The organism is Streptococcus sp. E17BB, from assembly GCF_041807725.1.
Taxonomy (GTDB): domain Bacteria; phylum Bacillota; class Bacilli; order Lactobacillales; family Streptococcaceae; genus Streptococcus; species Streptococcus entericus.
The window spans coordinates 15,915-27,861 of the sequence record NZ_JBGTZC010000028.1; the positions used below are offsets into that span (position 1 = coordinate 15,915).

The 11,947-nt window shown below is 47.5% G+C and carries 13 protein-coding genes; 10 read left to right on the forward strand and 3 right to left on the reverse strand.

Annotated features, from left to right (window positions below; all coding sequences use genetic code 11):
* Positions 1 to 130: 130 nt before the first annotated feature.
* A complete protein-coding gene (gene ald / locus ACERC7_RS07710; RefSeq protein WP_373666603.1) occupies positions 131 to 1,231 on the forward strand; it encodes an alanine dehydrogenase in 1,101 nt (366 codons plus the stop codon).
* A 40-nt stretch (positions 1,232 to 1,271) separates the two neighbouring features.
* Here the strand turns inward: ald and ACERC7_RS07715 are convergent, their stop codons facing one another.
* Both ACERC7_RS07715 and ACERC7_RS07720 read right to left on the reverse strand, forming a co-directional pair.
* Positions 1,272 to 2,207 (reverse strand): FAD:protein FMN transferase, encoded by a 936-nt coding sequence (locus ACERC7_RS07715; RefSeq protein ID WP_373660017.1) that lies wholly within the window; start codon positions 2,205 to 2,207, stop codon positions 1,272 to 1,274.
* Entirely contained in the window at positions 2,207 to 2,389 is a 183-nt protein-coding gene (locus tag ACERC7_RS07720; RefSeq protein ID WP_373657897.1) for a 4-oxalocrotonate tautomerase, read from the reverse strand. The genes ACERC7_RS07715 and ACERC7_RS07720 overlap by 1 nt, the downstream gene beginning before the upstream one ends.
* Positions 2,390 to 2,490: 101 nt before the next feature.
* Here ACERC7_RS07720 and ACERC7_RS07725 point away from each other — a divergent pair, with 101 nt between their 5' ends.
* The 5 genes from ACERC7_RS07725 to ACERC7_RS07745 all read left to right on the forward strand — a co-directional run bounded on the left by ACERC7_RS07725 (position 2,491) and on the right by ACERC7_RS07745 (position 7,005).
* Positions 2,491 to 3,885 (forward strand): DUF2130 domain-containing protein, encoded by a 1,395-nt coding sequence (locus ACERC7_RS07725; RefSeq protein WP_373666604.1) that lies wholly within the window; start codon positions 2,491 to 2,493, stop codon positions 3,883 to 3,885.
* Positions 3,886 to 4,241: 356 nt separating this feature from the next.
* Entirely contained in the window at positions 4,242 to 4,535 is a 294-nt protein-coding gene (locus ACERC7_RS07730) for a hypothetical protein (RefSeq protein WP_373666605.1), read from the forward strand.
* 12 nt (positions 4,536 to 4,547) lie between these two features.
* Entirely contained in the window at positions 4,548 to 4,784 is a 237-nt protein-coding gene (locus ACERC7_RS07735; protein WP_018368686.1) for a DUF1858 domain-containing protein, read from the forward strand.
* The gene (locus ACERC7_RS07740; RefSeq protein ID WP_373660021.1) at positions 4,781 to 6,127 is read left to right on the forward strand and encodes a DUF438 domain-containing protein; all 1,347 of its coding nucleotides are present in this window, start codon (positions 4,781 to 4,783) and stop codon (positions 6,125 to 6,127) included. The genes ACERC7_RS07735 and ACERC7_RS07740 overlap by 4 nt, the downstream gene beginning before the upstream one ends.
* A gap of 134 nt (positions 6,128 to 6,261) precedes the next feature.
* A complete protein-coding gene (locus tag ACERC7_RS07745) occupies positions 6,262 to 7,005 on the forward strand; it encodes a cyclase family protein (protein ID WP_373666606.1) in 744 nt (247 codons plus the stop codon).
* Positions 7,006 to 7,151: 146 nt separating this feature from the next.
* Here ACERC7_RS07745 and ACERC7_RS07750 read toward each other — a convergent pair whose 3' ends face one another.
* On the reverse strand, positions 7,152 to 8,870 hold the full coding sequence (locus tag ACERC7_RS07750) for a phospho-sugar mutase (protein WP_373666607.1): 1,719 nt from the start codon (positions 8,868 to 8,870) through the stop codon (positions 7,152 to 7,154).
* Positions 8,871 to 9,100: 230 nt separating this feature from the next.
* Here ACERC7_RS07750 and ACERC7_RS07755 point away from each other — a divergent pair, with 230 nt between their 5' ends.
* Genes ACERC7_RS07755 through ACERC7_RS07770 form a run of 4 tightly spaced genes read left to right on the forward strand, consistent with a single transcriptional unit; the run spans position 9,101 to position 11,817 of the window.
* Positions 9,101 to 10,465, forward strand: a complete 1,365-nt coding sequence (locus ACERC7_RS07755) for an MATE family efflux transporter (RefSeq protein ID WP_373666608.1) — start codon at positions 9,101 to 9,103, stop codon at positions 10,463 to 10,465.
* Positions 10,466 to 10,497: 32 nt separating this feature from the next.
* The gene (locus tag ACERC7_RS07760; RefSeq protein ID WP_373666609.1) at positions 10,498 to 10,797 is read left to right on the forward strand and encodes a lipopolysaccharide assembly LapA domain-containing protein; all 300 of its coding nucleotides are present in this window, start codon (positions 10,498 to 10,500) and stop codon (positions 10,795 to 10,797) included.
* Positions 10,797 to 11,630, forward strand: coding sequence for a glycosyltransferase family 8 protein (locus ACERC7_RS07765; RefSeq protein WP_373666610.1), 834 nt, complete (start codon positions 10,797 to 10,799; stop codon positions 11,628 to 11,630). The genes ACERC7_RS07760 and ACERC7_RS07765 overlap by 1 nt, the downstream gene beginning before the upstream one ends.
* Positions 11,623 to 11,817 carry a hypothetical protein gene (locus tag ACERC7_RS07770; RefSeq protein WP_373657908.1) on the forward strand — a complete coding sequence of 65 codons (195 nt, stop codon included), beginning with the start codon at positions 11,623 to 11,625 and terminating at the stop codon, positions 11,815 to 11,817. The genes ACERC7_RS07765 and ACERC7_RS07770 overlap by 8 nt, the downstream gene beginning before the upstream one ends.
* Positions 11,818 to 11,947: the final 130 nt, after the last annotated feature.

Genomic DNA, 11,947 nt, shown 5'->3' on the forward strand with positions numbered 1-11,947 from the left:
CTTGTGCAATCACCTTGATTATAACAAAACCACGACTATTCTTCAAGAATACTGCTCAACTAGTGCTTGATGGTACTCTCTTTTTTTAGTACAATAAAGGCAATCTAATAAGAAAATGAGGTTAAATGAGATGATTATTGGTGTACCAAAAGAAATCAAAAGCAATGAAAATCGTGTCGGTTTAACACCTGCTGGTGTCTTAGCTCTAAAACAGGCTGGTCACACTATCTGGGTTGAAACTGAAGCTGGAGCTGGTTCAGGGTTTTCTGACAATGATTATGCCCAGCAAGGGGCTATCATCAAAGAACACGCTGCAGAGGTGTGGGCAGCCCAGCTGGTTATCAAGGTCAAAGAGCCCTTAGAAAATGAATATCAATTCTTCCGCTCTGATTTATTGCTGTTTACCTACCTTCACCTCGCTCCTGCTCCTGGCTTAACTAAGGCTTTGCTAGATAGCGGCGTGACCGCCATCGCTTATGAGACCGTTGTCAAGGATGGTACTCTGCCCCTGCTTAACCCCATGAGTGAGGTCGCTGGACGATTAGCAGTGCAGATGGGGGCTTATTTCCAAACCAAACTCCAAGGTGGTGCAGGTATTCTCTTGGGAGGTGTTCCGGGAGTTAAAAAAGGAAAGGTTGTGATCATCGGTGGTGGTGTCGTTGGGACCAATGCTGCGCAGATGGCGCTAGGCTTGGGCGCTGATGTGACAATCTTAGATGTCTCTGCTAAGCGACTAGCAGAATTGGATGTTTTGTTTGACAAACGTATCCAAACCTTAATGTCTAATCCTCTTAACATCGCTGATAGTGTCAAGGAAGCAGACTTACTTATCGGAGCTGTGCTGATTCCAGGTGCACGGGCGCCTAAACTGGTAACTCGAGAGATGATTAGTTCGATGAAGGCAGGTTCTGTCGTTATTGACGTGGCTGTTGACCAAGGTGGCATTATTGAAACCGCGGATACCATTACCACCCATGACAAACCAACTTACGAGGTTGACGGGGTGATTCATTATGCTGTTGCTAACATGCCTGGTGCTGTGCCACGCACATCGACACTCGCCCTCACAAATGTGACCCTGCCTTATGCAATGGAGTTATCCAATAAAGGTTTTGAACAAGCCGTTCGTGACAACTACGGTCTTCTCACAGGTTTAAACATCTATAAAGGGCAAGTCACCAACCAAGCTGTTGCGACGTCCCTAGGTCTCCCTTATGTGCCTTTTGAATAATAAAAAAGTAAACACGATTTCTCTTTGGAATCGTGTTTTTCTAATGATATTGCGGGATGAAATGTGCCTTCATCCCATCAGATAAGAAACAGCGGTAATCACTAGTTAACATCAGCCCTTCTATGCTGTCTGTCTGCTTGATAAGATGGAGCGCTTGCGGTATGGGAAGACCAAAGAACTGACTACTGTAGGTTTCAGCTCTTAGGGCGGAATCGCTCAAGATAGTCAGACTGACCATCTCGGTCTCCATGGGATAGCCGGTCTGCCTATCCAAAATATGGTGATAAGCTCTGCCATTAGCCTCAAAAAAGCGTTCATAAATTCCTGAGGTGACGAGGGCTTGGTTACCTATCGTAACTCGCCCCATAGCTTGACCACGAGGCGCAAAAGGCAGTTGCACCCCAACCTGCCATTTGCCGGTCGCTGAAAACGGCTGACCGTGGGTGATGACATTACCCCCAAGGTCGATTAAGACGCTGGTAGCGCCAGCTGACAGCAGATGTTCCAGCAGACGGTCAGCAATGTAGCCCTTGGCAAGTGCACCCAAATCTAAAGCCATGCCAGAGCGAGCTAAAAAAATGCTCTGCTGACGAGAGTTCAGCAAAATATCTTTTGGCTGGCAGAGGTCAAGTAGCTGGTCAATGGCAGCTTGACTGGGCTTGGTTGCTCCTACAAATCCAATCTGCCAAGCCTGAACCAAGGGGCGAAGGGCGATGTTGAGCTGGCTATGAAGTGCTAAACTGTGCTTTTTACCGTAGCTGACGAGTTCAAACAATTCTGCTGAAGCAGTGAAGGGAGATTTTCCTGCTGACTGATTGAGTTGATTGAGTTCAGAAGCTGGCAAATGGGCGGAAAAAATCATCTCATAGGACTTGAGCAGTTCTCCTGTTTGATCAAGTAGGCTTCCCGCTTCAGGAGCCTCAATAGCAATGTGGCAGATGGTCCCCAGCTGCCTGAAACGGCGCTCTTCTCTCACTAGCGACGTTTCATCTGACCATGAGGGTAATAACTCCCTTCTGGCATATCGTTGATAAAGATGTGAATGGCTTCTTTGGGGACTTTGGCGATGCGAGACACAACTTCACAGACTTCTTGAGCCAGCTGATCTTTTTGCTCTTGACTACGTCCCTCAAAGAGGTCAATGGTGATAAATGGCATATTCTACTCCTCCTTATATCAGTTCTATTGTATCATACTGGCGTGAAAATGGTATAATGAGATTACATCAGTCATTAGTTAACCCAAAAAGGAGAATAGCCATGAATCAGATCAAATGCCCCCACTGTGGGACGAGTTTTACAGTCAACGAAACTGAGTATAGTCAGTTACTAGCTCAGGTGCGGGGAGTAGAGTTTGACAAGGAACTTCATGACCGCCTCACTCGCGAGACCCAACTGCTCAAGGAGCAGTCCAAAAATGCGCTCCAGTCCCAACTGGCGGAAAAAGACCGAGAACTAACAGCGCTGGCTCACCAGCTTGACACGCTCAAGGCAGAGCAAGAACTAGCCCTCAGCTCTGCCATGTCCAAAAAAGACCAAGAACTGGCCCAGGTGCGCAGTCAACTGGAGCAGCGTGCCCATGAAGAGATGCTGGCAGCCAAACAGTCACTCGCCGACAAGGAGCAAGAATTAGCGCGTGTGACGGCGCAGTTAGCAGCCAGTCAAGAGGCTCAGCAGGCGCAATTAGCTCAAGTGCAGGCCGAACAGGACAAGCAGGCGGTGCTCAAAGACAGGGCACAGCAGGAAGCCATTGCTCGCTTAGAAAAGGAGCGTGATGAGGCGCGGACAGCCTTGCTCTTGCAGGAACAACGGCAAGAGTTGGCGCTGGCGACCACCCGTCAAGAGTATGACCTCCAGCTCAAGGCAGCCAACGAGCAGGTCGAGTTTTACAAGAATTTTAAGGCACAACAGTCCACTAAGGCCATCGGAGAGAGCTTAGAGCTCTACGCTGAGACAGAATTCAACAAGGTGCGTGCCTATGCCTTTCCCAAGGCCTCCTTTGGTAAGGATAATCTAATCTCCGAATCAGGGTCTAAGGGCGACTACATCTTTCGAGAGACAGACGACAATGGGCTTGAAATCCTCTCCATCATGTTTGAGATGAAAAACGAGGCCGACACAACCGCCAGAAAACATAAGAACGAAGACTTTCTCAAAGAATTGGACAAGGACCGACGAGAGAAAAACTGCGAATACGCCGTTCTGGTCTCCATGCTGGAGGCAGACAGCGATTACTACAACACGGGTATTGTTGATGTCAGCCATCACTACCCTAAGATGTACGTCATTCGCCCACAGTTCTTCATCCAGTTGATTGGTCTTTTGAGAAATGCTGCGCTAAACAGCTTGAGTTACAAGCAAGAGTTGGAATTGGTCAGAAGTCAGAACATCGACATCACCACCTTTGAATCCGATTTGGAAACCTTCAAAACGGCCTTTGCCAAAAATTATACCTCAGCCAGCACCAATTTCAAGAAAGCCATCGATGAAATCGACAAGGCCATCAAGCGCATGGAAGAGGTCAAACGCTTCTTGACCACCAGCGACAACCAGCTGCGCCTGGCTAACAACAAACTTGAAGATGTCTCCGTCAAAAAACTAACTCGGAAAAACCCGACCATGAAGGCTAAGTTTGAAGCGCTCAAGAAAGAGTAACGACAATGATGACAAATCTCCCATATCAGACTACTGTTGACCAACATACTTTATATTTTTTAAAGCTAGCTTACTTTAAAGATTTATCTGATTCACTCAAATCAGCCAGTAGACTAGCCTACTTAGATTTTAATCGTACACTCAACTTAAAAGAAGTCCCAAATGAAGTAAGATTGCAGCTGAGACGGGAGGTGTTGGGAATTTTTCGCTAAGAATTACCTCAGCTAACACCTTCAATCATCAGTCACCAAGACCAGTATGACTGCTGGCATTACCGCATTTGTTGCCGAATCAAACAGCTATACGCCTCCTTTAACATTCGATTTACATTTGGTCAAGCTCAGAAATGGGTCAATATGACCCTAAAATACCTCTATATGTTGGAACCAGAGATACTTGAAGACATTTTCCCATTGCTTCATGTGCCGATAGATAACTATATCTTGAAACTAGCAGACGACTATCTTCAGATAAGCCTCCCTACGGATTTGGCTTGGAGCAAATGGGATGATTATAATGAGCTGTATCTCCCTTACCAAAATGCTATTCGTAAAAAAGTTGGTGACTTACCACCATTAAGATGGGAATTCGAGTATTGGTCAAAAGCTATCGAACAAGCTAGAACCGCAAACAACAACAGAACAATATAGAAAGGCTCTCTCATGACCAACACCATTGACCTCAACCAGCCTGTCGCCGAGTTGCTAGCCAGTCACCCTGAGCTTAGGGATATTTTGGTTGACTTAGGCTTTAAGCCCCTTGCCAATCCTGCCATGCTTAACACACTCGGTAAAATCACCAGCCTCAAGCAAGGCTCTCGCCTGACTGGCATTTCCCTAGAGACCATCGCACGCACCCTGACCAGCCATGGTTACGAGGTGATTGGAGGAGACAAATGAGCGACCAACGGATAAAAATTTTGAGAGACATTTTGCTGGAACTCCATCAGGGGGCTAGCCCTGAGAGTGTCCAGGAACGCTTTAACCAGCACTTTACAGGTGTGTCTGCCTTGGAGATTTCCCTCATGGAACATGAACTCATGACCTCAGATGCAGGCATCACTTTTGAGGACATCATGAGCCTTTGTAACGTCCACGCCAACCTCTTTAAGGGCGCTATCACCGCCGTAGAGGTCGCAGATGCTGATCAGGAGGGACATCCTGTCTATGTCTTCAAGCAGGAAAATTTAGCCCTGCGCGCAGCACTCTTACGCGTTAGGCGGATTTTGACCTCTTATGCAGAGACAGAGGACACGGACTTGCAGACTGATTTGCTCAAGGGGCTCCGTCACCAGCTGAACCTGCTAGGGCAGTTTGAGCGTCATTACGACCGCAAAGAGAACCTTTTCTTCCCCATAATGGAACGCTACGGTCACGATGCCCCTCCTCAGGTCATGTGGGGTGTAGACGACCAAATTAGGGAACTGTTTGCTCAGGTCATGACGACCAGCCAGTCCTTACCTGATGGTGATGTAACAACTGTCCTCACTACTTTTGAGGCGTTCGCCAAGGAGTTCGAGGAGATGATTTTCAAGGAAGAGGCTATCCTGATCATGATTTTGCTGGAAACCTTCACCCAGGACGACTGGCTGACCATCGCAGTGGAGAGCGAGACCTATGGCTACGCCATCATCAAACCGACCGCCAAATGGGTTCCATATCGGGAGGTCTTTGGGGAAATGGCTAGCGCAGACCAACCACAACCAGCTGTTCAGCTGACACAAGCTGAGGGGCAGGAGACCGTCATCGATACCCCACAGGGACAGTTCACCATCACCTTTACCCCAAAATCAAACACGACCAGCTCTGCTATTGACCGCAACCAGCAACAACCTTTCGGCAAGGGCTACCTGTCGGTCGAAGAAGCCAATCTCATCCTCAACCACCTGCCACTGGAATTAACCTTTGTCAATAAAGACGATATCTTTCAATATTTCAACGATAGTGGGCCAGCTGATGACATGGTCTTTAAGCGCACCAAGAGCCAGATAGGTCGTCATGTTGACCTCTGCCACCCACCAAAAATCCTAGAGCGGGTGCGAGCCATTTTTGACCTGCTCAGAAGTGGGCGCAAGGACCAAGTCGACATGTGGTTTAAGTCCGACAAGACGGGCAAGTTCATCTATGTAGTCTACAAGGCCGTCCGTGATGATAACGGTGCATTTCAAGGTGTGCTCGAATACGTTCAGGACATCCAACCCTTCTTTGAGTTGGAAAGTGAGATGAAACGAGATTTGGATTGAGTTATAGCTAAAAACTATAACCAATTCTAAAAAATAAGTATTTGTCAGCAACATCAAAATAGGTTACAATCAAGGTACCATAGGACTGGCGGTGCTAACAGGACGCCGCCTATCCTGCTAGAAAAGGAGACCTTATGACAAGTTTACGAGACGCCTATACCGCTTTGACATCAGCCAAGTTGGTCAACCTGACCCACAAGATAAATGAAACCAGCCCTCACTTCCCTACCTTGCCTGCTCTGGAGAAAAAGGATATTTTCACCCTCAAGGATGGTTTCTATGTTCAGCAGTTTACAGTTGTTGGTCAGTATGGTACCCACATTGACCCGCCGATTCACTTTGTTGAAGGCGGCAAGTACCTCGACGAGATTCCTTTAGAGGACCTCTTCTTGCCACTCTATGTCATTGACAAGTCCGCTGCAGTCGCTGAGAATCCAGACTACCAACTCAGCAAGGCTGACATTCTCGCTTTTGAAGCAGAGCACGGTGTGATTGAGCCAGGTGCCTTTGTCGCCTTTCGCTCAGATTGGCATAAACGCTGGCCAGACACCGCAGCCTTTCGCAACCTAGATGAGAACGATGTCCAACATACCCCAGGTTGGGGACACGATGCCCTTGAATACCTGATTCACGACCGTCAGGTCAAGGCCGTCGGGCACGAGACACTGGATACCGATAGCGGTGCTTCTGTTCCTGAAAATGGCGGTGCCTTGGTTGAGGAATACTACTTGCTTGAACAAGGGATTTATCAGGTCGAGGTGCTGGCTAACCTTGATCAGGTTCCAGCAACGGGCAGTTTTATCGCCATCGCCTACCCTAATTGGGAAGGCGCCACAGGCTCACCTGTCCGCGCAGTTGCCTACGTCCCACAAGACTAATCTGTTGCTATCCGATGATGTTGTCATCGGATTTTTTAGGCGCAAAAAAGCAGATCAGCCCCTGTGATGCATAACCATCACGATGTCTGTCTCTGCTCTGTTATGAGGTCGGTTTTCTTTACTGGCGCCGAATGACACGCCACTTTCTAAGCGATAAACTCTCTGATTTGAGCCTCAATAGCTGCAATCTTAGCTTCAGCATCTGCAAGATCGTCACCAACTGTGGCGATGTAGAACTTGATTTTTGGTTCTGTGCCTGATGGACGAACGGCAAACCAAGAATCATCTGCCAAGGTGTACTTGAGCACGTCAGACGGTGGCGTGGTCAGGGCAGTCACTTGACCATCAGCAGTTGTCGCAGTCTGTTTGGCAAAATCTTCAAAGCGAACGATAGCTGTACTGTTGAACTCGGTCGGCGCATTCTCGCGGAATTTTGCCATAATAGCCTTGATTTGAGCAGCGCCATCAATACCTGCCAAATCAACTGAAATGGTTTTTTCAGCAAAATAGCCGTATTCTTTGTAGATCTCATCCAGACCATCTGCTAAGGTCAGACCCCGTGAACGGTAGTAAGCTGCAATTTCAGCGATGATGAGAACAGCTTGAATAGCATCCTTATCACGAACGAAGGGCTTAATCAGATAGCCAAAGCTCTCTTCAAAACCAAACATGTAAGTGTGGTTGTTAGTGTCCTCGAACTCTTGGATTTTTTCAGCGATGAACTTGAAGCCAGTTAAAACGTTAAACATGGTCGCCCCATAGCTTTCCGCAATCTTAGTGACCAGCTCAGTTGACACGATGGACTTGGCCAAAGCAGCATTGGCTGGCAACGTACCAGCTTGCTTATGGGCTTCTAGGATATATTTGGCAATCAAGGCACCAATCTGGTTACCAGACAAGTTGAGGTAGCTGCCGTCAGCTTGACGGATTTCAACACCGAGACGGTCTGCGTCTGGGTCAGTCGCCAACAACACATCGGCCTGATGCTGGTGCCCCAGTTCTTCTGCCAGAGCAAAAGCTGCCTGGCTTTCAGGGTTTGGTGACTTAACGGTTGAAAAATCTGGGTCTGGCTGGGCTTGTGCGTCAACGATGATGACTTTTTCAAATCCAGCCTGTGCTAGGGCAAGACGCGCCAGCATTTCCCCTGTCCCATGCAGAGGAGTGTAGACGATGGTCATATCGCGACCATGCTGATCAATCAGGTCTTGGTTGATGGTGACCGATTTGATCTCTTTGAGGTAGTCCGCATCAGTTGCTTCGCCGAGAATCTCGATGAGACCGTCAGCCTTGGCCGCGTCAAAGTCAGCTACTGCGACAGCAAATGGGTTGTCAATGGCACGAATATACTGGGTCAGGGCATCAGCATCGGCTGGCGGCATCTGTCCACCGTCCTCACCGTAAACCTTATAGCCATTGAACTCTTTAGGGTTGTGGCTAGCGGTAATCATGATACCAGCGATAGCCTGATGGTGGCGTACTGCAAAAGATAGCTCAGGCGTTGGGCGCAAGCTTTCAAAAAGGTAGCTCTTGATACCGTGAGCAGCCAGTACTTGGGCAGATTCTGCGGCAAATTCTGGGGAGAAATGACGTGAGTCGTAGGCGATGGCAACGCCACGTTGCTTAGCCACCTCACCCTTGCTCTCAATCAATTTAGCCAGCCCTTCTGTGGCTTGACGAACCACGAAGATATTGATGCGGTTAGTTCCTGCACCGATATAGCCCCGCATACCAGCCGTACCAAATTCTAAGTTAGTGTAAAAGGCGTCTTCTTTAGTTTTTTCGTCCATACCCAGCAGTTCCTCGCGGAGGTAGTCAGGCAAATCGGAAACGTTCAACCAGTTTTGATAAGTCTCTTGATAGGACATCAGCGGTCTCCTTTTCAGTCTTTATTAATCGCTTTCAGTATACCACAATTCTCCAGAAAAGAAAATAAATTTTTGAAAAGTACCACTAGAAATATGTCCCTATCCAAACGTTCTTGACTGGGTTCAAAAGAGGAGACTTACCTGTGATGTTGTTGGCGTTTACCTGTTGAAATTCCTTGATTTTCAGCCCTTCTGTCGTGTATAATAGTAGAATTGACAAGGAGAATCTTATGACGACATCACAGATTGATTTAACCAAGGGCAAGATTTTACCGACCATTTTACGGTTTGCTTGGCCTATTATGATTTCCAATATTTTTCAACAACTTTACAATACAGCCGATACCATGATCGTCGGTAACTACCTTGGGGAGCAGGCTTTGGCTGCAGTTGGAGCGACATCAGCTATTTTTGAGCTGATTATCGGCTTTGCGCTCGGTGTCGGTAACGGTATGGGCATTGTCATTGCTCGTCATTATGGCGCAAAAAACGAAGAAGAGCTTAAGCGGTCGGTAGTTGCGACAGCCATCATTGGACTGGGCTTGAGTGGTCTAGTGATGCTGGGGGGCAATCTGGGCTTGCGACCACTGCTTCAGCTACTTGGGACCCCCGCCGATATTTTGGAGCAGTCTTACAGCTACATCTACCTGATCATGATGGGGGTTGGAGTGACCTTTGCTTACAACCTTGGCGCCGGGCTCTTGCGGGCTATCGGAGACAGCTTAGTTGCCCTTTACTTTTTGATTTTCTCGGCTTGCCTCAACATTGCTCTGGACTTGTTTTTCATTACCCAGTTGCACCTAGGGGTGCAATCCGCAGGGCTTGCAACTATTTTATCTCAGGGGCTATCAGCTGTTCTCTGTTTTGGTTACATCGCTAGACGCGTCCCTGTCCTTGTTCCCAAACAGCGTCATCTGGTTTGGGATAAGGGGCTCTACCAAGATCTTCTGGGACAGGGGCTGTCGATGGGACTCATGTTTTCGATTGTGTCTATTGGCACGGTTATCCTCCAAACGGCCATCAATGGCTTTGGGGTCTTGATTATCGCCGCCCAAACGACAGCTCGTCGCATCATGGCTTTCTCTCTCCAGCCTTTGACTGCTACTGCAGCTAGCATGACCACATTTGTTTCCCAAAACGTGGGCGCTAAGCAGTTTGACCGTATTTACCAAGGGGTCAAAAAAGCCAGCTTAATCGCTCTGGTCTGGGGGATTATAGTGACAATCTTACTGCATCTTTTTAGCCCTGCCTTAATCCGCTGGATTTCAGGATCTGATGAGCCTGAACTAATCGCCAACGCTACCCTTTATCTCAAGCTAGGCACACCTTTTTATCCCATTCTCGGTTGCCTTTTTATCCTACGAAATACCCTGCAAGGGTTGGGCAGAAAGGTAACACCTCTGGTCTCCAGCCTGATTGAGCTAGTGGGCAAGGTCGTTTTCGTCATTGCCATCATCCCACAGGTCGGTTATATCGGGGTCATGCTTTGCGAACCTCTGATTTGGGTTCCCATGACTGCTCAGCTATTTGTCGCCTTCAGGCGACACCCCCTTATCCAAGAAGGCAAGCGTCAAGCACGCCTGGCCTCTGTCTAATATGGTAAAATAAAAGAAAAAAGGAGTTTCTTATGAAAAAACAACTCAATCTCTGGCTCTTGCTGGCTCTGATGGTACTGACAACGGTTCTGGCTCTGGTCAACCGTCAGGAGGTGGTGGTCAACTACCTCTTTGGGCGTTTCCGAATGCCTTTAATTTTAGTGATTTTAGGCTCAGTCTTGGTGGGTTTTATCGGACAATACCTGCTAGGGCTGTCTAAACAAATGACCCTTAAACAGCAGCTTAAGCAACTGGTCAAGGACAAACAAGAACTGACAGCTGCCTTAAACAATACCGAGAGACTAAATTTAACAGATAGTGACTATAACTAATGAGACCTGTACTAAATCTACTGTTTTCCATCAATGACAGTTATGTCGACCAATTCAAGGTCACCCTATTTTCTCTGGTCCAACAGACGCCTGACCGTGACCTTCATGTCTACCTCTTACAGCAACCTCGACTCAGTAGGGAACCTGAGGTTGAGGTCTTTTGTCGTAAACTAGGCGTTTCCTACCATGCGCTGGTCATTGATAAAGGAGCGTTCGCAGACGCTCCGACAAGCGACCGCTACCCTGAGACCATCTATTATCGTCTTTTAGCGCACGAGTATCTGCCAGATGATTTGGACAAGATTCTCTACCTTGATGCTGACATTCTCTGCATCAATCCAGTGACGGCTCTCTACGATCTTGACCTGGGTGAGCAACTTTATGCGGCTGCCAGTCATACGGAGGATGCTAATGTCACCGATGTGGTCAATCGCCTACGTTTAGGAGATTATGAGTCTAAAAATTATTTTAACTCCGGCGTCCTGTTAATGAATCTGACAAAAATACGTCAGATGGTGAAACGTGAAGACATCATGACCTACATCGCTGCACGGCAGAATTTGCTCTTCTTGCCTGACCAAGATGTGCTAACCGCTCTTTATGGTCACCACATCACGCTAATTCCAGACCAGATTTATAATTTTGATACCCGTTATCACCTCATTTACGCAGCCAAAAGTTTGGGCAAATGGGATTTGGATTGGGTGATGGCAAATACCGTCTTCCTTCATTTTTGTGGGCGAGATAAACCGTGGAAACCTAGCTATCGCAGCATTTTTTCTGGTCTTTATAAGCATTACCAGCACCTGACAAGGAGGGCCAATCGTGACTAAACGCTACAATGCTAAAACTTACTACCTCACTGGGTTAGGGCTAATCGGATTCGGGCTGGGGTTTATCCTTTGGCAAGAACAATTTTCGTCGCTTCTCTTTGCCTTGGGTGATTTAGCGATGATGGGACAGACCCTACTGACGGCTAAGTCCAACCTAGCTGAAAAAGGGCTCATCGCTATCCTGTAAATCTTTTTGAATCGGTTACACTAAACTAGACAGAATTTATAAAGTGTTCTACACTAAAGAAAACAGGAGAACTCTATGTCTAGAAAAATCCGTCGTCAATTTAGTGATGACTTTAAGCAACAAATTGTTG

Excerpts from the sequence above, each read along its gene's own strand:
- ACERC7_RS07765 (WP_373666610.1), top strand. The coding sequence starts at position 10,797 with ATGAGACCTGTACTAAATCTACTGTTTTCCATCAATGACAGTTATGTC.
- ACERC7_RS07745 (WP_373666606.1), top strand. The coding sequence starts at position 6,262 with ATGACAAGTTTACGAGACGCCTATACCGCTTTGACATCAGCCAAGTTG.
- ACERC7_RS07735 (WP_018368686.1), top strand. The coding sequence starts at position 4,548 with ATGACCAACACCATTGACCTCAACCAGCCTGTCGCCGAGTTGCTAGCC.
- ACERC7_RS07725 (WP_373666604.1), top strand. The coding sequence starts at position 2,491 with ATGAATCAGATCAAATGCCCCCACTGTGGGACGAGTTTTACAGTCAAC.
- ACERC7_RS07755 (WP_373666608.1), top strand. The coding sequence starts at position 9,101 with ATGACGACATCACAGATTGATTTAACCAAGGGCAAGATTTTACCGACC.
- ACERC7_RS07740 (WP_373660021.1), top strand. The coding sequence starts at position 4,781 with ATGAGCGACCAACGGATAAAAATTTTGAGAGACATTTTGCTGGAACTC.
- ACERC7_RS07730 (WP_373666605.1), top strand. The coding sequence starts at position 4,242 with ATGACCCTAAAATACCTCTATATGTTGGAACCAGAGATACTTGAAGAC.
- ald (WP_373666603.1), top strand. The coding sequence starts at position 131 with ATGATTATTGGTGTACCAAAAGAAATCAAAAGCAATGAAAATCGTGTC.
- ACERC7_RS07750 (WP_373666607.1), bottom strand. The coding sequence starts at position 8,870 with ATGTCCTATCAAGAGACTTATCAAAACTGGTTGAACGTTTCCGATTTG.
- ACERC7_RS07760 (WP_373666609.1), top strand. The coding sequence starts at position 10,498 with ATGAAAAAACAACTCAATCTCTGGCTCTTGCTGGCTCTGATGGTACTG.
- ACERC7_RS07720 (WP_373657897.1), bottom strand. The coding sequence starts at position 2,389 with ATGCCATTTATCACCATTGACCTCTTTGAGGGACGTAGTCAAGAGCAA.